19 protein-coding genes are annotated in these 21,861 nt (G+C 47.9%); 13 read left to right on the forward strand and 6 right to left on the reverse strand.

Translation table 11 applies throughout. The features are described from left to right. The 3 genes from dmpG to FTT68_RS06145 all read left to right on the forward strand — a co-directional run bounded on the left by dmpG (position 1) and on the right by FTT68_RS06145 (position 4,024). Complete coding sequence (gene dmpG / locus FTT68_RS06135; protein ID WP_005181971.1) at positions 1 to 1,020, forward strand: 4-hydroxy-2-oxovalerate aldolase; 1,020 nt, start codon at positions 1 to 3, stop codon at positions 1,018 to 1,020. Between the two features lie 589 nt (positions 1,021 to 1,609). Continuing rightward, positions 1,610 to 2,881 (forward strand): OprD family outer membrane porin, encoded by a 1,272-nt coding sequence (locus FTT68_RS06140; RefSeq protein WP_005181973.1) that lies wholly within the window; start codon positions 1,610 to 1,612, stop codon positions 2,879 to 2,881. Between the two features lie 282 nt (positions 2,882 to 3,163). Next, positions 3,164 to 4,024, forward strand: coding sequence for an alpha/beta fold hydrolase (locus FTT68_RS06145; RefSeq protein ID WP_005181976.1), 861 nt, complete (start codon positions 3,164 to 3,166; stop codon positions 4,022 to 4,024). A 75-nt stretch (positions 4,025 to 4,099) separates the two neighbouring features. Here the strand turns inward: FTT68_RS06145 and FTT68_RS06150 are convergent, their stop codons facing one another. Continuing rightward, positions 4,100 to 4,777, reverse strand: coding sequence for a DUF1345 domain-containing protein (locus FTT68_RS06150; protein ID WP_160241647.1), 678 nt, complete (start codon positions 4,775 to 4,777; stop codon positions 4,100 to 4,102). A gap of 306 nt (positions 4,778 to 5,083) precedes the next feature. Then, complete coding sequence (hcaR, locus tag FTT68_RS06155; protein ID WP_005181980.1) at positions 5,084 to 5,983, reverse strand: DNA-binding transcriptional regulator HcaR; 900 nt, start codon at positions 5,981 to 5,983, stop codon at positions 5,084 to 5,086. Positions 5,984 to 6,267: 284 nt separating this feature from the next. On the opposite strand from hcaR, the gene hcaE reads away from it, so the two are divergent. From hcaE to FTT68_RS06195, 8 genes are all read left to right on the forward strand, one after another. Next, positions 6,268 to 7,635: a 3-phenylpropionate/cinnamic acid dioxygenase subunit alpha gene (gene hcaE, locus FTT68_RS06160; RefSeq protein ID WP_005181982.1), complete on the forward strand. Its 1,368-nt coding sequence runs from the start codon at positions 6,268 to 6,270 to the stop codon at positions 7,633 to 7,635. After that, the gene (gene hcaF / locus FTT68_RS06165; protein ID WP_005181997.1) at positions 7,632 to 8,150 is read left to right on the forward strand and encodes a 3-phenylpropionate/cinnamic acid dioxygenase subunit beta; all 519 of its coding nucleotides are present in this window, start codon (positions 7,632 to 7,634) and stop codon (positions 8,148 to 8,150) included. Before hcaE ends, hcaF begins: the two co-directional genes overlap by 4 nt. Beyond that, positions 8,150 to 8,476 carry a 3-phenylpropionate/cinnamic acid dioxygenase ferredoxin subunit gene (hcaC, locus tag FTT68_RS06170; RefSeq protein ID WP_005181999.1) on the forward strand — a complete coding sequence of 109 codons (327 nt, stop codon included), beginning with the start codon at positions 8,150 to 8,152 and terminating at the stop codon, positions 8,474 to 8,476. Before hcaF ends, hcaC begins: the two co-directional genes overlap by 1 nt. A gap of 2 nt (positions 8,477 to 8,478) precedes the next feature. After that, positions 8,479 to 9,294, forward strand: a complete 816-nt coding sequence (gene hcaB, locus FTT68_RS06175; protein ID WP_005182001.1) for a 3-phenylpropionate-dihydrodiol/cinnamic acid-dihydrodiol dehydrogenase — start codon at positions 8,479 to 8,481, stop codon at positions 9,292 to 9,294. A gap of 67 nt (positions 9,295 to 9,361) precedes the next feature. Next, positions 9,362 to 10,327 (forward strand): 3-carboxyethylcatechol 2,3-dioxygenase, encoded by a 966-nt coding sequence (locus FTT68_RS06180; protein ID WP_005182005.1) that lies wholly within the window; start codon positions 9,362 to 9,364, stop codon positions 10,325 to 10,327. Positions 10,328 to 10,331: 4 nt separating this feature from the next. Next, a complete protein-coding gene (gene hcaD / locus FTT68_RS06185; protein WP_160241646.1) occupies positions 10,332 to 11,561 on the forward strand; it encodes a 3-phenylpropionate/cinnamic acid dioxygenase ferredoxin--NAD(+) reductase subunit in 1,230 nt (409 codons plus the stop codon). Positions 11,562 to 11,873: 312 nt separating this feature from the next. Next, the gene (locus tag FTT68_RS06190) at positions 11,874 to 12,782 is read left to right on the forward strand and encodes a DMT family transporter (RefSeq protein WP_016659599.1); all 909 of its coding nucleotides are present in this window, start codon (positions 11,874 to 11,876) and stop codon (positions 12,780 to 12,782) included. 183 nt (positions 12,783 to 12,965) lie between these two features. Then, entirely contained in the window at positions 12,966 to 14,015 is a 1,050-nt protein-coding gene (locus FTT68_RS06195; protein ID WP_005182011.1) for an MBL fold metallo-hydrolase, read from the forward strand. A gap of 69 nt (positions 14,016 to 14,084) precedes the next feature. On the opposite strand, the gene FTT68_RS06200 is transcribed toward FTT68_RS06195, so the two are convergent. After that, a complete protein-coding gene (locus FTT68_RS06200; protein WP_005182013.1) occupies positions 14,085 to 15,605 on the reverse strand; it encodes a catalase in 1,521 nt (506 codons plus the stop codon). 275 nt (positions 15,606 to 15,880) lie between these two features. Continuing rightward, a complete protein-coding gene (locus FTT68_RS06205) occupies positions 15,881 to 16,546 on the reverse strand; it encodes a TetR/AcrR family transcriptional regulator (protein WP_168395851.1) in 666 nt (221 codons plus the stop codon). Positions 16,547 to 16,626: 80 nt separating this feature from the next. Between FTT68_RS06205 and FTT68_RS06210 the strand changes: the two genes are divergently transcribed. Further along, the gene (locus FTT68_RS06210; RefSeq protein ID WP_180083872.1) at positions 16,627 to 18,279 is read left to right on the forward strand and encodes an acyl-CoA dehydrogenase family protein; all 1,653 of its coding nucleotides are present in this window, start codon (positions 16,627 to 16,629) and stop codon (positions 18,277 to 18,279) included. Positions 18,280 to 18,430: 151 nt separating this feature from the next. Here the strand turns inward: FTT68_RS06210 and FTT68_RS06215 are convergent, their stop codons facing one another. Beyond that, positions 18,431 to 18,922 (reverse strand): macro domain-containing protein, encoded by a 492-nt coding sequence (locus tag FTT68_RS06215; RefSeq protein ID WP_016659595.1) that lies wholly within the window; start codon positions 18,920 to 18,922, stop codon positions 18,431 to 18,433. A gap of 429 nt (positions 18,923 to 19,351) precedes the next feature. Between FTT68_RS06215 and FTT68_RS06220 the strand changes: the two genes are divergently transcribed. Then, positions 19,352 to 19,531, forward strand: coding sequence for a hypothetical protein (locus FTT68_RS06220; RefSeq protein ID WP_005182025.1), 180 nt, complete (start codon positions 19,352 to 19,354; stop codon positions 19,529 to 19,531). Between the two features lie 13 nt (positions 19,532 to 19,544). Here FTT68_RS06220 and ptsP read toward each other — a convergent pair whose 3' ends face one another. Then, positions 19,545 to 21,842 carry a phosphoenolpyruvate--protein phosphotransferase gene (gene ptsP, locus FTT68_RS06225; RefSeq protein WP_152342191.1) on the reverse strand — a complete coding sequence of 766 codons (2,298 nt, stop codon included), beginning with the start codon at positions 21,840 to 21,842 and terminating at the stop codon, positions 19,545 to 19,547. Between the last annotated feature and the right edge of the window lie 19 nt (positions 21,843 to 21,861).

Below are 21,861 nucleotides of genomic sequence, written 5' to 3' on the forward strand. Positions count from 1 at the left end.
ATGTCTAAGATTATTGTTCATGATATGACTTTACGTGATGGTATGCACCCGCAGCGCCATCAAACCACTGTTGAGCAAATGATTGCCATTTCAACAGCATTAGATGATGCAGGCGTACCTTTAATTGAAGTGACCCACGGTGACGGTCTTGGTGGTTCATCAGTGAACTACGGTTTTGCTGCTGCTACTGACGAAGAATACCTGTCTGCTGTTGTGCCACGTATGAAGAATGCGAAAGTGTCTGCACTGCTTCTTCCTGGTATCGGTACAGTTGATCATTTGAAAATGGCGCATGAAATTGGTGTATCAACGATTCGTGTTGCAACACACTGTACAGAAGCGGACTGTTCTGAACAGCACATCACTGCTGCTCGTAAACTCGACATGGACACCGTGGGCTTCTTAATGCTGGCTCACATGGCTTCTCCTGAGCGTCTTTTAGAAGAAGCACAGAAGATGGTGTCTTACGGTGCGAACTGTATTTATGTCACAGACTCAGCAGGTTACATGCTTCCTCAAGACGTGAAAGACCGCGTGGGTCACTTACGTCAACACCTTGACCCAAGCATCGAACTCGGTTTCCACGGTCACCACAACTTAGGTATGGGTGTATCAAATACGGTTGCTGCGGTTGAAGCAGGTGCAGTACGTGTGGACTTGGCCTCTGCAGGTCTTGGTGCGGGTGCGGGTAACACACCACTTGAATTGTTCATTGCTGTAGCGAACCGTATGGGTATGGATACAGGCGTTGACCTGTTCAAAGTACAAGACGTTGCTGAAGACCTTGTGATTCCAATGATGCACAACCCAATTCGTGCAGACCGTGATGCGGCAACTTTAGGTTATGCGGGTGTTTACTCTTCATTCCTGTTGTTTGCAAAACGCGCTGAAGCGAAATATGGCGTGTCTGCGCGTGAAATCCTGATGGAACTTGGTCGCCGTGGTACAGTGGGCGGTCAGGAAGACATGATTGAAGACCTGGCGCTTACTATGTCTAAAGCACGTGAAATGCAAGCTTAAGTTTTAATTTTAAAACTGGCTTAAGCAAAGCACTCCAATATATTTGGGGTGCTTTTTTTATTGGTGTGATTGAGTTGCTTAATATCACACTTTAAAAATAAATCCGGATTTAAAATCACACAGATCAATGTATTTAAAACGCATCTTATTTTTATATAAAAAGTCTTTTAAATGATCAGCCGAGATTTATTTTAAAAGGATGGAGAAGGGGGAATGGAAAGCTAAGGGGTTTAAATTCGGGGAAAAGCTGAATTGTTTTAAATATTAAATTTTTTATAAATAATACTGATAGTTAAAAGCTATTAGTTAAAGTGTTAATGTTAAAACCAATAAATAAAGCCTAAAAACTCAAAATAAATAAAAAATACAGTGAAAAATAATATGAATAACAGGGGTTTATATTTGCAGGGTGGAGAGTATTTAGCAGGGAAATGATTGGTGAAATATCTTAAAAAAATAAAAAAAGCGCTGTGAAATCAAAAAAATGCCCAAAACGATAAATGTTTAATACTGTGGTCGGATTTTCTATTTGATTATGCTTACGCATGATGACGGCATTGTTTTTATCTGCTGAATGGGAAAATTTACCATGCGTCGTCAAAAATTATGGATAGCAATGCTTGCTGCGACAGCAACTTTAGGAACTTCTGCTACATATGCAGATTTTATTGATGACAGCAATGTTCAACTTAAATTTAAAAATTTCTATTTAGATCGTCAGTATCAAGATAAACCAGAATTGAACTTTGGTTCATGGTCACAGGCGGTAACTTTGGATGCCAAGTCTGGTTATCATGATATTGGTGGTGGCGTGCAAATTGGAGCAGATGTACTGGTTCAACATGCAGTTAAACTCAACGGCCGTGATCAAAATCCGGATTGGGTGTTACCTCACGATGGCAAAGAATCTAAAGATCATTTTGGTAAAGTTGGTGCAACCTTAAAAGTTAAGGTATCTGAAACTGAGTTGAAGGTTGGTGATCTATTACCAATGTCACCAGTGGTATTCTTTGATCCATCTCGCCAATTACTGACTACTTATAGTGGTGCCTGGTTAGAGTCTAAGGACATTAAAGATACTAAACTGACCTTGGCATATTTAGATGGCATTAATGCACGTTATGAAAATCAATATCATGACCTGAGCTTATTTCCGCAAAACAACTTTGCGACAGCAGTCAGTACAGATGACGGTATGTATATTGCCGGGATTGATCATCAATTCACCCCAAAAGTGGGTGGTAGTTACTGGTATGCCGATGTCACCAACATCTACCAACAACACTATGCCGCTGTAAACTATAAAACGACCTTGGCTGAAAACACCAAGTTAGACACCCATGTACGTTATTTTGACAACAGCGAATCGGGTGACCAGCTGTATGGCAAGATTGACAGCCAGGCCGTGTCTGCAGGTGCAAAAATCAACCATGGTATGCACACAGTACAATTAGGCTACCAGCAAATGTTTGGAGAGCATGGTAACAAAGCGCCAATGTTCCCGACATTGGGTGGTTGGGTACCACAGCCTTATCTAGACAACTGGTCGGTGGCAAGCTTTATCCGTAAAGATGAAAAATCATGGAGCTTGGGTTATACCTATAACTTTGCTGATGTGGGTGTACCAGGTTTAACCGCAACTGCACGTCATTTCCGTGGTTGGGATGTCGATAATGGTGCAGGCGAACCGCGTGGCAAAGAAAATGAAAACAACCTGATTGTGAACTATGTGGTACCAGAAGGTAAGCTAAAAGGTTTAGGTTTCAACTACATGTTTATTGATACCAACTATGACAATATCTCAGGTGGTAACGATCTAGAAGAACACCGTATCGCGACGACCTATACCTATACATTCTAATTGGTCAAGCTCAAAGAGCAGCTGCACCTCCAGCTGCTCTTTTTTATGTAAAAACAGATGAAAGTCCTAATAAAAATAAGGATTTAAAATTAACTAAAATGTTTAAAAACAATGGCTTAAATAATCGTTTTTTTGTAGCTTAAAATCGTAATTTTGTATCAGTTGAAAGCGCAGGAGCGGTTAATATAAGCCTATAGAAAACGCATGTTCAACGAGTCACTTGACGTCCAGACCTTCCAAGATTGAGGGAAACGCAAGCTAAAGACTGTATGAGGAGTAAGTATGAGCACTGTCCAAATCCCTGACTATACAACAGATTCATTCTTTGGCTTAGAAGATAAATGGATTGAAACCGCAGAAGGTGAACTCACCCATTACCATGAAATTGGTGAAGGTACGCCAATTCTGTTCTTGCACGGTTCAGGTACGGGTGTATCTGCAGCGGCCAACTGGTGGTTAAACCTGCCACAAATTGGTGAACAGGCACGTTGTATCGCGATTGATACCATTGGTTATGGTCAAACCGTTGTTGCACCGGGTACCCAATACGGGATCCGTGCCTGGGTTGATCACGCAATCCGTACCTTAGATGCTTTAGGTATCGAGAAAACCTGGTTGGTGGGTAACTCTTTAGGTGGCTGGTTGGCATTTCAATTGGCACTGGATTATCCAGAGCGCGTTCTGGGTATCGTGTCTATGGGTACCGGTGGTGCCAAGCAAACTGCGGCACTGAAAGCGCACGCGAACCCAGTACTGACTGAAGAAGGGATCCGTAAGACACTGTCTATGTTCGTGGTGAACAAAGACCTGATTACAGACGAACTGGTGAAAGTCCGTTTTGACTCGGCTGCAAATGACTATGCATCTGACCGTTTAATGGACGTGGTGGGTGCGCGTGACCGTGACCGTTTCGAATTCCCGTTAGACTTCGAAAAAATGAAAGACATCACCGTACCTGTACTTCTGATTCATGGTACTCAAGACGTGGTGATTCCAGTATCCCGTACCTGGGACATCCTGAATGTGGTGCCAAATGCAGATGCACACATCTTCAGCCAATGTGGTCACTGGTCACAAGTTGAAAAAGCCGATGAGTTCAACACAGTTATTAAAAACTACCTGGCGGCGCACGGCGTAAAATAAGCCGGTGATAAAAGCGAAAAAAGGATGGTGACAGGCCATCCTTTTTTTATGGGCGGAATTTCTGGCTCAACCGGTTTAGTGCTGAATAAAGCTGGCCACCAGATTAATACAAATCGCCAGAATAGTGGTGTTAAACATATAGGCCAGCACAATATGCAGCGTGTTCAGGATACGCATCGCGCGTGAGCTGATGCTGACATCGGCGGTTTGTGCCGACGTGCCAATCACATAACTAAAATAGAGAAAATCCGGATAGGTCGGGTAAGGGGTTTTCGGAAACTCCAGCCCACCTGCCTGATGCTGTTGCAGCGCCAGATAATAGTCATGCGCATAGTGAATCGCAAAAATGGTATGCATAAACAGCCAGGCACATAAAATAGTGGTAATCGCCAGCAGAAAATGCCCCATGCGTGCAAAGTCGGTTTGGGCAAATAAGTTGATCTCGACAATAATCGCAATAAAACACATCACCAGGGTGAGAAACAGCAGTAACAGAATCAGCCATTTACTGGCATCCTGCTGCTGGGCGCGTTGCAGAATATGCTGATGATCACTGTGCCAGAAATTCAGCAGGGTAAAGAGCAGATAGCCGGACACGGCAATATTCCAGCTGATGAGCAGGCAGGTCGACCAGGTCCACGGGCTCAAGCACTGAAAAATACCGTACAGCACCGTGGTGATCAGAAAACTGATAAAAAAATAAGGATGAGACTGCATCCCGGTTTTAATATGGCTAAACGGTGTTTTTATCATTCTTATTCCTTTGATCTGGCCCATGACAGATAAAAGCATGCCTAGCATCCTGCTTCAGGGGCAGAACATAGCGGCACTTCACTGTAGTCTAGCTTATTAGACTTAAGTTGTAGTTTGCGGCTGAAAATAAATCTGTGCGGCTAGCAGAGAAAAAGTCGTAAAAGTGCAAAAATGATAAAAAATGGTGCAAAAAAGCCTGCGACTTAAGTCTAATCTGATTAAAAAGTCGGCAAATTGGCCATAAAAAAAGCACCATTATTTAGTCTCGAAATAATGATGCTGGCAGGCAGTCAGCCAAAGCGCGGCTTAATCGCGGTTAATATCCAGATAAAACACCCGGGTCAACAGTTCCATAAACTTGTCGACCGATGGCGAGTTGCTGTTTTTACGGTAACTGACATACAGGTCCAGATAAGGCAGTTCGATATCCAGCGGACGGATGATGGTGTTGTTCATGGTCAGCGGGGCAATGTAGCCCGGCAAAATGGTACAACCCAGTCCCATACCAATCGAGTTGATATTGAACAGGATGTTGTCGGCTTTTTGCACAATATTAAATTCAATACCATTGGTCTTGGCAAAGTTTAGAATCATGTCGTGCAGATTCTGCGACTGCTCTGCGGCCGGAATAATAAAATCAATGCCATTAAGAGCTTTGACCGGAATACGTTCGTATTTGGCCAGCGGATGGTCTTTTGGCAAAATGAAAATCAGCGGTTCGCGCAGCACGAACTGGCTTTCAATTTCATCACTGTTAAAGTTGTGACGGGTAAAGGTGATGTCCAGTTCACCTTTTTTAATGGCTTTCATCTGATCATTGTTGTTCATACTGAGCAATTCAATTTTCAGATCGGGGTTCTGTACGCGCAGATTCGGCAACACATACGGGAAAATCTTCATTTCCGCGACCGGTACAAAGCCAATGCGTAGCATCTGCTGTTTGGCCTGGGACACCTGACGCGCCATAGCCACGGCTTTGTCGGCCTGCGCCAGGGTCAAGCGCGCCTGTTCCAGAAACACTGCGCCTTCTTCTGTCAGTTCGACCTTACGTTTGGTCCGGTGTAACAGTTTTACGCCAACGTCTTCTTCGAGGTCTTTAATCTGTTGACTTAAAGAAGGCTGGGCTGTGTAGAGCTTCAAGGCAGCCTTACTGAAGTTCAGTTCTTCAGCCACGGTAATGAAATAGCGAAGGTGACGTAATTCCATAAACCCATTCCAAAAGATTAATTCAAAAAATGTCTAACTATCATGTCTTAAGAGTATAGTCTATAATCAACTATTAGGTGAAGATTATTCTGCCATTTAGGAAATAAATAGGCTTTCAAATTTTATTAATGCTTTAATAAAGAGAAATAAGCGATAAGTAATTGATAAAATATCTTAATTAAAACAAAAAAAATATTTCACTAAACCCCGCTAAAAAATCATTATCCATGCAAAGTTGAGTCTATTTATTTTGTGCCGTTGTGTCGGTCACAGGAGAGCTTTCAATGAGTGGAAAAATTGATGTGCGCGAAATCGACGCTTTAGTCGATGCACAAAATGGACGTATTACGCCATCTATCTATACTGATCCAGATATCTACGAGTTAGAACTTGAACGTGTATTTGGTCGTACCTGGTTATTCCTTTGCCATGAAAGCCAAATTCCTAAGGCGGGCGACTTCTTCAATACCTATATGGGTGAAGATCCGATCATTGTGGCACGTCAAAAAGATGGCTCGATCAAAGCATTCTTAAACCAATGCCGTCACCGTTCTATGCGCGTAAGCTTCGCAGACTGTGGTAATACCCGTGCGTTTACTTGCCCATACCACGGCTGGTCTTACGGTATTGACGGTTCTTTAAAAGACATCCCGCTTGAAGATCGTGCTTACCCGCATGGTGCATGTAAAGAGCAATGGGGTCTGGTTGAAGTAAACCGTGTGAAGTCTTACAAAGGCCTGGTATTCGGCTGCTGGGATGAAACCACACCAGATCTAGAAGAATACATGGGTGATATCGCTTGGTATCTTGATGGCGTTGTAGACCGTCGTCCAGGTGGTACTGAAATCATCGGTGGTGTACACAAGTGGGAAATCGAGTGTAACTGGAAATTTGCAGCTGAACAGTTTGCATCTGACCAATACCACGCTCTGTTCTCTCACGCATCTGCGATTCAGGTACTTGGCGCGAAACCAGACGACGAATCAACCAAGAAATTAGGTGCTGCTCAAACGGCTCGTCCAGTTTGGGAAACTGCAAAAGATGCACTGCAATACGGTTCACGTGGTCACGGTTCAGGCTTCTTCTTCACAGAGAAACCAGATGCAAACGTTTGGGTTGACGGTGAAGTGGCCAACTACTTCCGCGAAACGTATGAAGAAGTAAAAGAGCGTCTAGGTGAAGTACGTGCGCTGCGTCTTGCAGGTCACAACACCATGTTCCCGACACTGTCTTGGTTGAACGGTACTGCAACACTTCGCGTATGGCACCCACGTGGTCCAAACAAAACTGAAGTTTGGGCATTCTGTATTGCCGATGCTGAAGCGTCTCAAGAAGTGAAAGAAGCGTTTGAACGCTCTGCAACGCGTGCATTCGGTCCTGCCGGCTTCCTGGAGCAAGATGACTCTGAGAACTGGATCGAGATTCAGAAAGTTTTACGTGGTTATAAAGCACGTCAAAACAAATTGATCGTTGAGATGGGTAAAGGCAACGAGAAAGTACGTGAAGATGGTATCCCGGGCATCACCAACTACATTTTCTCTGAAACTGCAGCACGCGGTATGTACCGTCGCTGGGCAGATTTATTGATCCATGAAAAATGGGAAGACGTTGAAAAAGCGGCTGACGAATACGAGAAGGAGCTTATGAAATGAGTCAAATCAGCTTAGAACTTCATCACCAGATCAGTCAGTTCCTGTATCAAGAAGCCAAGCTTCTTGATGACTGGAAATTCCGCGAGTGGTTAGACACGCTAGCTGAAGATATTTCTTATACGCTACGTACCACACCAAACGCACAAACCCGTGACCGTCGTCGTTCGGTTGAACCACCGACGACTTGGGTGTTCAACGATACGAAAGATCTGTTGGAACGTCGTGTTGCCCGTCTTGAAACCGGTATGGCCTGGGCAGAAGAGCCTCCATCACGTACGACTCACATGGTGTCTAACGTGATTGTTGAAGCGTCTGAAGTAGAAGGCGAATACGATGTGTACGTGACTTATTTACTGTACCGTACCCAAAAAGAGAAAGACGTTACGATTTACTGTGGTAAGCGTCATGACAAGATCCGTAAAGTTGAAGGCGGCTTAGGCTTCCAGATCTTCAACCGTAAGATCACGCTTGACCAAGTTACCTATAACTCACATAACCTGAGTGTGTTCTTCTAATGAATAAGATTTTTGTTTGCCAAGTTGACGAGCTTGACGAAGGCGAAGCATTGAAAGTGGACTGCGGCGTAAACGGTATCGATGCGCTGGCAGTATTCAACAATGGCGGTGAATTCTTCGCAATGAATGATCGCTGTTCACATGGTAATGCATCGATGTCTGAAGGTTATCTGGAAGACGACGGTACAGTTGAATGTCCGCTGCACTCTGCACGTTTCTGTTTGAAAACTGGTCAGGCACTGTGCTTGCCAGCAACAGATCCAATCCAGACATTCCCAGTGATTGTTGAAGATGGCGCGTTATATGTAGAGATGGCAGGAGAGTAATCATGGGTTGGCTAAAAGGCGAAGTTGCACTCATCACTGGTGGTGGTTCAGGTTTAGGCTGGGCTTTGGTTGAGCGTTTTTTAGAAGAAGGAGCACAGGTGGCCGTTCTTCAGCGTTCTCAGTCTAAAGTTGATGCTTTACAGGAACACTTCGGTGACCGAATTCTTGCAATCGCTGGTGATGTTGCCAACTATGAAGACAATGTCCGTGCTGTTCAAGCGACCGTTGAGCGTTTTGGCAAGCTTGACTGTTTTGTGGGTAATGCCGGTATCTGGGATCACTATGCCGATATCGTCAACACCTCGGGTGAGCAACTGGATAAAGCCTTTGATGAAATCATGGGCATTAATACCAAGTCGCTGATCCTGGGTGCCAAAGCAGCGCTAGACGAACTGATCAAGTCTGAAGGTTCAATTATCTTCACTTTATCAAACTCTGCGCTGTATTCATCGGGCGGTGGTCCTGTTTATACCGCATCCAAACATGCCGGTGTAGGCATCATGAAAGAACTGGCCTATGAATTAGCGCCAAAAGTTCGTGTCAATGCCGTGGCACCGTCTGCCATGAATGTGAATATCAAAGGCGCGGCATCACTCGGTCAGGAAAATGTTGGCCTGCTCGATGCACGTGATCCTGAGAAAATTGCCCGTGGTATGCCACTGAACTTCTTGCCAGAACCAGAAGATATGACCGGTTCATATGTGCTGCTGGCTTCACGTCAAAACAACCGTCCACTGACCGGCGTGCTGATTAACGCGGAATGTGGCTTGGGCATTCGTGGTTTACGTCAACCACGTGCCGGTTTCTTTGACGAGTAATTCACGCCTTAAAACATAATGGACTAACCCGGCAGCCTTTTGGCTGCCTTCCGTTTAGGAGTCACACATGGCCGTTAAACTTATTTGTGCATCGCACAGTCCTTTAATGGAGTTTGCCACTCCGCAAGAACAACGCAAAGAACAAGCTGTTCGTCAGGCGTTTGAAAAACTGTCTGCGGAAGTCAAAGCCTACGATCCAACCCTGATCATTACCTTTGGTCCAGACCATTTCAATGGTTTCTTCTATGACCTGATGCCAAGTTTCTGTGTGGGTATTCGTGCCACTGCAGCAGGTGACTGGGACTATGGTAAAGACAACAACAAGATTGATGTGCCTGAAGAAACTGCACTCAATCTGGTTCGCCGTGTCCTCGATGAAGGCGTGGATGTGGCCTATTCGTATCGTATGCAGGCCGACCACGGTGTGACCCAGCCATTACATTTCCTGTGTGGTGGTCAGCTCGATCGTTATCCTACTATTCCAGTTTTCATTAATGGTGCAGCTGCACCAATGCCAACCACCAAACGTACCATCGCTTTAGGTCGTGCGGTCGGTCAGTTTATCAAGTCACTGAATCTTGAAAACGAACGCGTACTGGTTCTGGGTACGGGTGGTCTGTCTCACGATCCACCAACCCCGCAAATGGGTTCGGTACCACCAGAAGTGGAAGAATTCCTGATTGCCGGTCGTAACCCGACCCCGGAAGCCCGTGAAGCCCGTCAGGCAAAAATTATTGCCGTGGGTCAGAAGCTGGCCGCGGGGGATACTTCTGTGGCAGTCCCGCTGAATGCGGAATGGGATATTGCTTTGCTGGAGAAATTCAAGCAGGCAGATTTCGCAGCACTGGAAGCCATGACTGAAGCGGAAATCCGTCGTGATGGCGGCCGTGGCGGTCAGGAAGTCCGTTCATGGATGGCGGCATTTGCTGCATTGCATGAGCTGGGCGAATATGACATGACCACCCACTGCTATGAAGAAATCAGCGAGTGGATTGCCGGTTTCGGTATCGTTTCTGCAGAATTAAAAGGTTAACTGAATGAGCAATGTAAACAGCATCGTGATTGTCGGTGCAGGTCAGGCCGGTGCCAGCGCAATTCTGGAATTACGTGGCAACAAATACGAAGGCAAAATCACCCTGATCGGGGATGAAACCCATTTGCCGTATGAGCGTCCGCCTTTGTCTAAAGATGTGATTCTCAAACCAGCCGAAACCAAAATCGAAATTCTGTCAGAAGAAAAACTGGCGGAACTGGGCGTTGAAACCATCCGTGGTAACGGTGTGGCCAAAATCAATGCCGAGGCAAAAACGGTTGAACTGCAAAACGGTGATGTCGTTGCTTATGACAAGTTACTGCTGGCCACCGGTGGTGCAGCGCGTCGTTTACCCAACTTCGATGCGCTGGGTAAACACGTGTACACCCTGCGTAACCTGGAAGATTCACAAGCGCTGGTGCCGGTATTACAGCCGGGCCGCCGTATCATCCTGATTGGTGGCGGTGTCATCGGTCTGGAGCTTGCCTCAAGCGCACGCTTTAAAGAATGTGAAGTGACCGTGATTGAAATGGGTCCAATGGTGATGGGTCGTTCATCACCACGCATCCTGAGCGAGTTCCTGCTGGAGCAGCAACAACTGGCCGGTGTTGATGTACGCCTGTCGACCCAGATTGCAGAATGCAAGCTGGATGGCGAAGAAATTGTGGTAACACTGGAAGGCGGTGAAGAGCTGCGTGCAGATGCTGTGGTCTATGGCATCGGGATTATCCCGAATGCACAGCTGGCCGTTGAAGCCGGTCTGGATGCGGACTTTGCGGTTAAGGTCAATGAAAACTGCCAGACTTCAAATCCGGATATTTATGCAGCGGGTGACGTGGCCACGCAACTGCGTGACTGTGGTAACCACCGCCGCGTTGAAACCTGGGAAAATGCCAACCTGCAAGCGGGTATCTTCGCGCGTCACGTGATGGGCGTTGAACATCCAGCGGCAAACCCGGCCTGGTTCTGGACCGATCAGCTGGACATCAACTATCAGTTTGTTGGTGATATGGCAGCGGCTGAATGGCATGTGCGTGGCGAGATTAAACCTGAACTGCGTGCTGAATCATCATTCGTATTGTTTGGTGTCACCGATGGCGTGATCGTTGGCGGGATTACCGTGAATGCAGCCAAAGACATGCGTCACCTGAAAAAGCTGATCAGCAAACAGGCGGCTTTTGAGGCTGACAAATATCTCGATCTGAGTCAGGATCTTCGTAAGCTGGTAAAATAATCCGGCGATACGGCAGGGCAGACCTTGGGTAACTTTGGTCTGCTTTTTTATGGCTGTTTTATTTTAATGTCGAGACATGAGCGCAATGTGCATGGTGATTTGTACATGACTTTGTGTCGGTAGGTCTTACTTTTTAAAGCTGATAAGAATCCTCAAAATTTATTTTTGAGTTCGCAGGGCAAAACTCTTTTCATTGTTTGGGCGTCTCTCTTCGTTCCGTGGTGACATTCAGGTCGTCATCCTCATTATTTCAAGATGGGTTTGAATAAAGATGCCTTCATTTTATGGTTTTCAAATTTAGTTGAGTTGTCTATGAGTTCAAACTCATCTCCCATGATCGTTACCGCCAGTATCTATGCCTTGCTGGTGCTGATCTGGGCCACCACGCCGCTGGCGATTGTGTGGAGTGTGGAAGAAGTCCATCCCATGTGGGTGCTGATTATCCGCTATTTCGGGGCTTCGCTGATTGCGCTGTTTTTACTGAAACTGATGCGTGATCCGTTGCCGCTGGATGAAACCTCACTCAAAAGTTATGTGGCGGGCAGCCTGAACCTGATTGGTGCGCAGCTGTTTATTTATCTGGCAGCCAATTACCTGACTTCGGGTTTAATGGCGCTGATTTTTGGTTTTTCCCCGCTTATTGCCGGTTTAATTGGCCATGTGATTTTAAAAACCCAGAAACTGGTGGCCCTGCAATGGCTGGGCATGGCGGTGGCGGTGGCCGGGCTGAGTTATGTCTTTGCCGACTCGGCAGACAGCAAGATCAACCCGATTGGGATTGTGCTGATGTTAATTAGCATGGTGTCGTATATCAGCTCGATTTTCTGGGTCAAGCAGATTAATGCACCACTGAGTCCGATGTCACAGGCCACCGGTTCCTTGCTGGTCTCGGCACTGGGTTCAATGCTGATGTTGCCATTCATCTGGTCACATATGCCAACCGAATGGCCGGGCATGCAAACCATGATTGGCTTTTTGTTTACCATGATCATGTCTTCGATTGTGGCGATGCTGTGTTATTTCTGGCTGATTCGCCGTCTGGCTGCGTCCACTGTCTCTTTAAGCAATGTGATGACCCCGATTATTGCATTGGTACTCGGAGCGACCCTGAATCATGAGCATATCAGTGCACATGCGGTGGCCGGGATTGCGGTGGTGATGCTGGGCATTGTGATGTATTTCTGGAAAGACTGGCAGCGTCAGTATTTTTCTAAATGGTGACAGCACAGGAAGCCATGCGCTTCCTGCTGTTTTGGCTTTTGCTAAAAACAACAAAAACATAAAACAAAATATTCCACAATTTTGGATACTATGCATATTGCATCGGCACTTGCTGTCCTGTGTAATGAAGACTTAATAAATCACAGGATTTGCTCTACGTGCTTCAATTTTTATCGGACTGACATGAATCAAAACGCGGAACCTAAGCATTTTCAGCTACCAACCGAAACATGTTGGTCACACGCCTGGCGTCAGCCTGCTTTGCAGTTTTTACCTTCCCGGCATTATAACGGTGCCCAGTTTTTCAATCCGGTGCCGGCACCCGAAGGGCGTAGCCGCAGTGATTTGCTGAAATGGCTGTTACAGCGTAAACGCAATAGCTGGACCGCAGAAAACACACCAGAGCAGCCCGCTGAAGGCAAGCGTCCGATTCCGCAGGAACGTCCGAATGCCAGCCTGGATGACTGGCAGATCTGGTTTGTAGGGCATGCTACCGTTCTGATTCAGATTGGCCCCTATAATTTCCTGACCGATCCGGTCTGGTGTGAATATGCCGGACCGCAGCAGGGCAGAGGTCCGAAACGGATTTGCCCGGCTGGAATTGCCCTGGAAGAGTTACCGACCATTCATGCGGTGCTGTTGAGCCATAACCATTATGACCACATGGATCTGGCCACCCTGCGCTGGTTACATGCCCGTTTTGCCATGCCAATTTATACCGGACTGGGCAACAGCTGGTATTTGCCAAAAAACTTTCATGTGGTGGAAATGGACTGGTGGCAATCGGCGCTATTTAATGAATTAAAACTGGTCTATATTCCGGCGCAGCATGGTTCAGGCCGTGGTATGCGCGACCAGAACAGTGCCCTCTGGGGTGGCTTCTCGATTCTGCATGGTGAAGATCACTGCTTCTTTGCCGGAGATACCGGTTATTCCTCGCATTTTAAGGAAATCCATGCCCGTATTGGCGCACCGCGGATTGCACTATTACCGATTGGTGCCTATGAGCCACGGGACCTGATGCGCTATATGCACATGAATCCGGAAGATGCTTTTCAGGCGCATAAAGACCTGCATTCCAAATGTTCGCTGGCCATTCATTACCGTACCTTCCAGCTCACCGATGAAGGCCGTGAACAGCCGGAAGTCGATTTGCAAAATGCCATGCGTAAATCCTCAAAACTGATGAATCCGTTTTATTGCATTCGCGAAGGCAAGAAGCTGATTGTTTAAGTTTAAATCCTGCAACAAAAAACCACCCGAAGGTGGTTTTTTTATGGCTTGAACTCTCTGTGTAGAGGCTTAGAGCACGCCTGGCTGACCCAGCGCAGGGTCGGTGGCTCGAGCGGCCTGAGCATCTGCCACGGTCATCCCCAAGGCTTGGGCTACACCTTCGCCGTAGGCCGGGTCACACATAAAGCAGTTACGGATATGACGGTACTTGATAAAGTCATAGGCATCGCCCATGGCACGCGCAGTATTGTCAAACAGCGCCTGTTTCTGTTCAGGATTCATCAGGTTGAACAGGGCACGCGGCTGGCTAAAGTAATCGCTGTCATCTTGACGATAATCCCAGAAATCGGCATCGCCACGGATTTTCAGTGGTGGTTCACGGTACTGTGGCTGTTCCTGCCATTGCTGGAAGCTGTTTGGCTCATAGTGTGGCAAGCCGCCATAGTTGCCATCCATACGGCCCTGACCATCACGGCGGTTAGAGTGGACCGGACAACGGGCTGCGTTTACCGGAATCTGGGAATGGTTTACCCCCACGCGATAACGTGCGGCATCGGCATAGTTAATTAAACGCGCTTGCAGCATACGGTCTGGTGAATAGCTGATCCCCGGCACCAGAGTACTTGGTGCAAAAGCGGCCTGTTCCACATCCTGGAAATAGTTTTCTGGGTTACGGTTCAGTTCAAACTCACCGACTTCAATTAATGGATAATCACCTTTTGGCCAGACTTTGGTCAGGTCAAACGGATGATAAGGCACGGTTTCCGCTTCAGTTTCCGGCATGATCTGCACGAATAGGGTCCATTTCGGGAAATCGCCACGTTCAATCGCATTAAACAGGTCATTCTGGCTGCTTTCACGGTCCTGGCCAATCAGTGCTGCGGCTTCGGCATCGGTTAGGTTTTTAATACCTTGCTGGGTACGGAAATGGAATTTGACCCAGAAACGTTCATTGTTGGCATTAATGAAGCTGTAGGTGTGGCTGCCAAAACCATGCATATGGCGATAACCATCAGGAATACCGCGGTCTGACATGACAATGGTCACCTGATGCAGCGCTTCTGGTAACAGGGTCCAGAAATCCCAGTTGTTGTTAGCAGAACGGACGTTGGTTTTTGGATCACGTTTTACCGCTTTGTTCAGGTCCGGGAACTGGCGCGGGTCACGGAAGAAGAACACCGGTGTGTTGTTACCGACTAAATCCCAGTTGCCTTCTTCGGTATAGAATTTTAGTGCAAAACCGCGAATATCACGTTCGGCATCGGCAGCACCGCGCTCACCGGCCACCGTCGAGAAGCGGGCAAACATTTCGGTTTTCTTGCCGACTTCAGAGAAAATTTTGGCGCGGGTATATTGGGTAATGTCGTGAGTCACGGTAAAGGTTCCGAATGCACCTGAACCTTTGGCGTGCATACGACGCTCAGGAATCACTTCACGAACAAAGTTCGCCAGTTTTTCATTGAGCCATAAATCTTGGGTAAGTAATGGACCGCGGGCACCGGCGGTCATACTGTTCTGGTTATCGACCACCGGAGCACCGGCATCGGTGGTGAGGTGGGTGACCGGACATTTTTTAAAGTCTTGGCTCATTATCGTTCTCCGTTATTGTATTCATGTGCTGACGTTGGACACGGGCTGGATTCTCCAGGCAGGTGACATCTCATGAAATTAACCGTTATCAAAGTCATCAATATAAAAAATAAACCCAGCTTATCATTGAAATCTACCTTGCAATAGCTGGCTGGGCAGAATGACGATGGATAAAAAAACATAAAAATGCAACTTGGTTCTTATTTAACTTAAACCGAATATAACACTTTTTCAAATAGATAAAACGATTAGTGCTCAAAGGAATAATCGATAGCTTAAAGTTTTGATTTCTGAGTGTTTTGGTCGGATTTTGTTGAGATGAGCCGGGCTAAAAATGGCTGGATGGCCAGTTCAATATCGGCCTGCAGTTGCGGCCAGTCCTGAAATGTGGGCTGGATTAACAGGGTTTGTGAAATAAAGCCATAACTGATGCGATGCAGGTTTTCGGCACAGCGCAAGCGTTCGCGGGTTTCAGGCGTATAGCGGCTTAAAATCTGCTGCCAGCTGTCCAGCATCAGCTGATAATGCTTTTGATAGGCCTGCTCGCTCGACAGGCTGCGTTCCAGTAAAAACACACTGGCCCACAGCCGCTGTTCGCTGCGGATACGGTCAAGCTGAAAGCGCAGCAGGGTCAGTATATCGCTGCAAATATCACCAGTTGTGGATAACTGTAGCGGTGGCTGGGTATAACTGCGTAGCGCCTCGGCATGCTGGATAATCTGCTGGTGAATCACCCAGGCCAGCAAATCTTCTTTCTGGGCAAAGTATTCATAAAAGGTGCCCAGACCGACCCCGGCCAGTTCGGTAATCTCACGGATGGTCAGTTGTGCGGGTGTCTGCTGCTGCAAAAGCCGAACAACACTGTCCAGCAGTGCCTGCTGGGTCTGTTTGGCCCGGGACTGGCGAGGCTTACGCCGCAGCTGTACAGAGGGGGAGGTCATGACTGAAAACCGAACATGCTGTGGGTGAATATTCTTTATACTGAAAGCCTATCATCATAATCAATCAGGAACGATGAACGATGCAGGCATGGATGACCCATTCTATTCAGAATCAGTTTGATGAACGTCAGGATTATAACCTGTTTGCGAGTGACCGCGTATTGCAGGAAATCTTGCAGCGCTATGGCAGTCAGGATCAGGCACGCCTTAGCGCACTCGGTCAGCAGGCCGGATCGGCAGAGGCTTATCATTCTGCCCATTTAGCCAATAGCCATACCCCGCAGTTACAGGCCTTTGATGCTCGCGGCCGCCGTCAGGATGTGGTCGAGTTCCATCCGGCCTGGCATTACTGGATGGCGCTGAACCGGGAATTTCAGACCCATGCCCATCCCTTTATTGAACCTCAGTCCGCATCTGGCTGGCTCGATTGGGCAGCGCGGTTTTATCTGAGTGGTCAGGTCGAATGTGGCAACCTGTGTCCTGCCTCCATGACCCTGGGCAGTATTCCGCTTATTCAGCGTGAACCTGAACTGTGGCAACAGCTCGGCGATAAACTGCTGTCGAATGAATATGATGCGCGGGATATTCCAATGGCGCAGAAAACATCAATCTGGCTGGGCATGGGCATGACTGAAAAGCAGGGCGGCTCCGATGTACGCGCCAATGAAACCATCGCCACTCCGGTGGGGGCAGCGGGTCGTGGCCAGCCTTATCTGCTGACCGGGCATAAATGGTTTTTCTCGGCGCCGATGTGTGATGCGCATTTGGTGGTGGCCAAAACCGAACAGGATGGCTTGGCCTGCTTCTTTGTGCCGCGCTGGCTGGAAGATGGCAGCAAGAACACGATTCATATCCAGCGTCTAAAAGACAAGGTCGGCAACCGCAGCAATTCCAGCTCGGAAGTCGAGTTTCATGAGGCATGGGGCATCATGATTGGCGAAGCTGGCCGTGGTATTCCCACCATTATTGAAATGGCCAATTATACCCGCCTGACCTGTGTGGTCGGCAGCAGTGCCATGTTGCGCCAGGCGCTGGTGCAATGTATTGCCTATACCCGGCAACGCAAAGCCTTTGGTAAGCCGCTGGCTGAACAGCCGCTGATGCAGGCGGTGCTGGCTGATCTGGCACTGGAAACCGAAGCCGCGGTGCAGCTGGGTTTTTATCTGGCGCAGTGCTATCAGTTGGATACGCTGCTGGCGCAGGCCTGGAAGCGGATTATGACTCCGGCCGCCAAGTTCTGGGTGTGTAAGCGTACTGTCGAGCTGAGCGGCGAAATGATGGAAGTTTTTGGCGGCAATGGCTATGTCGACAACGGCATCATGGCGCGTATTTTTAAAGAAGCCCCGGTAAATAGTATCTGGGAAGGTTCGGGCAATGTCATGTGTCTGGATGTGCTACGCGCGATACAGCGTGATCCGGCGTCCATGCAGGTCCTGTTGCAGTCGCTGGCCGATGGTGTGCAACAACAGCCGTTGTTACAGCAGGAATTACAGGCGCTGATGCAGCTGTTCCAGCAGACAGACCCACAAGCCTTGCAGTTTATGGCACGTACGCTGGTAAGCCGTTTGGTGCTGCTGGCACAGGCGGTCATCTTAAACCAGCATGCACCTGATTTTGTGGCACAGGCCTTTATCCAGAGCCGTTATCAGACCCTGCATGGTCAGGTGGTGGGCATGTTAGACCCGGCCCAGGTCGATGTTGCCCGGCTGTTAGAACGTGCGCTGGCGGCCTAAACATCACGCGTGATAGAGAGTATCCTGATAGAAAAATTCCCCGCTTGACTTCAGCCAAGCGGGGAAATCGGACTGGATGCATGGCGGTCTGCAGTTGCGTAGCCGTGTGATCCCGGCATCAGTCTCACGCTAACGATCAAACGAGTTTGGCTTAATGCGCCGGTTCGTCTGCTTTAACCCCTTTCTGGTACAGGGTGTAGATATAAACCGGAATATTCAGGTCTTCTAAATGCTTGTAAATCAGCGGGCGGACTTCTTCCCAATCCAGACCGCCGACACCGGTAGCCAGACGTGGCAGCGCCAAACTTTCAATATTCTCGGCTTCAACCAGCTGTTTCAGGTTTTTCAGGGTGCGGTTGACGTATTCTGTCGATGCTTTACCCGGCTTAGAACCGTTGTCATAGGCTGCTTCCTGAGTCATCAGGTTAATGATGCGCTGACCTTCGGCATTGACCCAGGTCCACTGCTCACCCGCTTTAGGATGGTAAATATGGCAATAGTTACGGAAGTCTTTATACAGCGCCGGCCAGTGTTCGCGCAGACTTAAAGCCAGTCCGGTGGCAAAGTTATCATTTGGGGCAACACCGTGGGCAATGGCACGGGCTTGGCTTAATAAAATATCTCCAGAAACTTCATAAATCATGCTTGTGAACTCCTGTTTTGGAAGAGGCTGTTTGAATTGATCTTCTAGCTTCATCTTAGCCCATCAGGAAGTTTTTTCTAGCGCGTTGTCTAACTGATAAGTCTTTGCAAAATAATAAAAAATTATAAGATTTCGTGGTATAATTATAGGGGCAGAGCAGCTGAATCTGCTTTTAAATTCTGGCTGAAGAATGTTTAGAAAAACACTGCAAAATTTTTCTATACCCTTTCTTTATATTGTCGCATGACTGTCGCAAAATTGCTGCTGAATTGTCCAAAAAAATGTATGATTGACTCCCCATTCCAAGGGGGATGATGGGAAACAAAACCCAGTTTTAAGGCTAAAATGCGCTTGAATTTTGCGCAAATGTACCCATCAATACAGCGCAGGAACACCTGCATTCAAATCATGAACCGGAAGGATAAAGTGATGGCAAAGAAAAAACAGCCAGAAGTGATTCAGCATAACTTCGTGGCCAAATATATGCATGAGGTCAACAAGAGCCAGGTTTTTGTCGACCGGAAAAAGAATGCCAAACGCGGCTATAGCAAACACAAACAAGGGCGATATTCTGATGATTATCGCCCTTATTCATTCTGTCTGATTTAAATCAAAATATGGCTTAAGCGCCAACAATCCGGGTAGAGGCCTTGACCATATCGCCCAGACCATGGGTTTTAAAATAATATTCCATCCAGCTTTTCACCATCAGCGAATTATTCATTTTCAGCACCCGTTCCAGCTGCTCCTGTGCTTCGCTCATCGGCACATGGCAAATCGCTTTACGCACGCGCAGAATGTTACTCGAACTCATCGACAGGGTATTAAAGCCCATCGCCATCAACAGCACCGCAGATAGCGGATCACCGGCCATTTCACCACAAATGCTGACCGGTTTATCGTACTTGTGACATTCCTTGACCAGACGGGTCAGTGCGCGTAGCACTGATGGATGGAAATGCGAATAGACGTTGGCCACGCGTGGATTGTTACGGTCCACTGCCAGCAGATACTGGGTCAGGTCATTGGAACCGACCGAGAAGAAATCGACCAGTTCGGCAAATTCATCAATCTGCAGCAGCACACTGGGCACTTCTACCATAATCCCGATACGCGGCTTGTTGATCTTGACCTGTTCTTCTTCCTGTACCGCATGCCAGTCACGATCTAGCAGATATAGCGCTTCTTCAACTTCATTGACGCTGGTGACCATTGGCAGCAGGATGTGCAGATTGTTCAAGCCAATGCTGGCTTTGAGCATGGCGCGAATTTGCGAAGAAAAAATTTCCGGATGATCGAGGGTGAAGCGAATCCCGCGCCAGCCTAGCGCCGAGTTTTCTTCTTCAATCGAGAAATACGGCAGGTCTTTGTCTGCGCCAATATCCAGGGTACGCATTACCACCGGTTTATTGGCAAAGTGGCTCAGCTGCTGGCGGTAAATGGCACGCTGTTCTTCTTCGCCCGGGAAACGATCCCGCAGCATAAACGGAATTTCAGAGCGGTATAGGCCGACCCCTTTGGCACCACGTTGTACCCCGCGTACCACATCAATCATCAGACCGGTATTGACATACAGTTTGACCGTCACGCCGTCTGGGGTAACGGCGTCCTTGGTTTCATACTGTTTCAGGTCTTTGGCAATCAGTTCTTCTTCTTTCTGAATTTCTTTATAGCGGGTGCGTAAACGCCGTGGCGGATTAATAAACACCCGGCCCTGATGCGCATCGACAATCATTTCTACGTCATCGAGGGTGTTGATCGGCAGTTCAGTCACCCCGACCACGGTTGGAATACCCAGTGCGCGCGCGACAATCACCATATGTGAGTTCATGGCGCCTTCGGTGGTGACAATTGCGGCAATTTTATCGACCGGTAATTCCACCAGTGCCGCGGTCGAGATTTCTTCACCAATCAGAATACTTTCATCGGTCAGTTCGCGGTGGCTGGCATCGGCTTCCTGCAAATAGGCCAGAATACGCCGGCCGAGATCTTTTAAGTCGGAAACCCGTTCACGCAGGTAGTCATCTTCCATCTGGGCAAACTGGGCAATGTGGTTGTCAATGACAATCCGCACCGCACCTTGTGCCCAATTACCATCCCGAATCAGTTCTTTAATTTCCGCCGGCAGGGCATTTTCATCCAGCATACGCAGGAACACGCTAAACAGCGCGCGTTCTTCGGCCATCAGCGCATCCTGCATTTTGTCATCCAGCGCCTGAATTTCCTGACGCACGGCATCCAGCGCAGTGTCGAGCAGTTTCAGTTCTTCGCTGATGTCATCGGCTTCACGGTCGGGTACCGCGGCCAAATCTGCTGGTGGATAGAGAATGACCGCGCGGCCAAGCGCAATCCCGCCCGAGCCGGAAACGCCCTGGAAGGTTTTGTAGGCCGGCAGATTGCTGGGTTTACGAAAGACATCAATATTGCCAACGGCATGCGCATGCGCAATCACGCCAGAGAGCTGGGCGCAGAGCGTGACCAGAAAGGATTCAGCCGCTTCGCTAAAGTCCTGACATTCCTTGTTCTGCACCACCAGTACGCCCATGACCTTACGACGGTACATGACCGGCACGCCGAGGAAGGAATTATAAATTTCTTCGCCGGTTTCCGGTAAATACAGGAAGCGTTCATGTTTCGGTGCATCGTCCAGGTTGACGATTTCTTCACGCTGGCCGACCAGCCCCACCAGACCTTCACCGGTATGCAGAGACACATGGCCGACCGCTTCAGGATTCAAGCCCTTAGAGGCCATCAGCAGATAACGCTGGTTGCGCTCGTCAAGCAGGTAAATGGAGCAGACATCGACATGCATAGCTTCAGCAACCTGATTGACCATAATGTCGAGCGATTCATGCAAACTGGTGGACGCATTAATTTCCTGCACAATGCGTCTTAGGGTATCCAGTTGCATATTCGACATAAAGTCTGCTCCAAATCAG

Origin of the sequence: Acinetobacter sp. Q85-2 (genome assembly GCF_013420555.1) — a bacterium.
In the GTDB taxonomy this organism is placed as follows: Bacteria; Pseudomonadota; Gammaproteobacteria; order Pseudomonadales; family Moraxellaceae; genus Acinetobacter; species Acinetobacter indicus.

What these genes read in the sequence shown, in the direction of transcription:
- dmpG (WP_005181971.1), top strand. Translation starts at nt 1, where the DNA reads ATGTCTAAGATTATTGTTCATGATATGACTTTACGTGATGGTATGCAC.
- FTT68_RS06140 (WP_005181973.1), top strand. Translation starts at nt 1,610, where the DNA reads ATGCGTCGTCAAAAATTATGGATAGCAATGCTTGCTGCGACAGCAACT.
- FTT68_RS06145 (WP_005181976.1), top strand. Translation starts at nt 3,164, where the DNA reads ATGAGCACTGTCCAAATCCCTGACTATACAACAGATTCATTCTTTGGC.
- FTT68_RS06150 (WP_160241647.1), bottom strand. Translation starts at nt 4,777, where the DNA reads ATGATAAAAACACCGTTTAGCCATATTAAAACCGGGATGCAGTCTCAT.
- hcaR (WP_005181980.1), bottom strand. Translation starts at nt 5,983, where the DNA reads ATGGAATTACGTCACCTTCGCTATTTCATTACCGTGGCTGAAGAACTG.
- hcaE (WP_005181982.1), top strand. Translation starts at nt 6,268, where the DNA reads ATGAGTGGAAAAATTGATGTGCGCGAAATCGACGCTTTAGTCGATGCA.
- hcaF (WP_005181997.1), top strand. Translation starts at nt 7,632, where the DNA reads ATGAGTCAAATCAGCTTAGAACTTCATCACCAGATCAGTCAGTTCCTG.
- hcaC (WP_005181999.1), top strand. Translation starts at nt 8,150, where the DNA reads ATGAATAAGATTTTTGTTTGCCAAGTTGACGAGCTTGACGAAGGCGAA.
- hcaB (WP_005182001.1), top strand. Translation starts at nt 8,479, where the DNA reads ATGGGTTGGCTAAAAGGCGAAGTTGCACTCATCACTGGTGGTGGTTCA.
- FTT68_RS06180 (WP_005182005.1), top strand. Translation starts at nt 9,362, where the DNA reads ATGGCCGTTAAACTTATTTGTGCATCGCACAGTCCTTTAATGGAGTTT.
- hcaD (WP_160241646.1), top strand. Translation starts at nt 10,332, where the DNA reads ATGAGCAATGTAAACAGCATCGTGATTGTCGGTGCAGGTCAGGCCGGT.
- FTT68_RS06190 (WP_016659599.1), top strand. Translation starts at nt 11,874, where the DNA reads ATGAGTTCAAACTCATCTCCCATGATCGTTACCGCCAGTATCTATGCC.
- FTT68_RS06195 (WP_005182011.1), top strand. Translation starts at nt 12,966, where the DNA reads ATGAATCAAAACGCGGAACCTAAGCATTTTCAGCTACCAACCGAAACA.
- FTT68_RS06200 (WP_005182013.1), bottom strand. Translation starts at nt 15,605, where the DNA reads ATGAGCCAAGACTTTAAAAAATGTCCGGTCACCCACCTCACCACCGAT.
- FTT68_RS06205 (WP_168395851.1), bottom strand. Translation starts at nt 16,546, where the DNA reads ATGACCTCCCCCTCTGTACAGCTGCGGCGTAAGCCTCGCCAGTCCCGG.
- FTT68_RS06210 (WP_180083872.1), top strand. Translation starts at nt 16,627, where the DNA reads ATGCAGGCATGGATGACCCATTCTATTCAGAATCAGTTTGATGAACGT.
- FTT68_RS06215 (WP_016659595.1), bottom strand. Translation starts at nt 18,922, where the DNA reads ATGATTTATGAAGTTTCTGGAGATATTTTATTAAGCCAAGCCCGTGCC.
- FTT68_RS06220 (WP_005182025.1), top strand. Translation starts at nt 19,352, where the DNA reads ATGGCAAAGAAAAAACAGCCAGAAGTGATTCAGCATAACTTCGTGGCC.
- ptsP (WP_152342191.1), bottom strand. Translation starts at nt 21,842, where the DNA reads ATGTCGAATATGCAACTGGATACCCTAAGACGCATTGTGCAGGAAATT.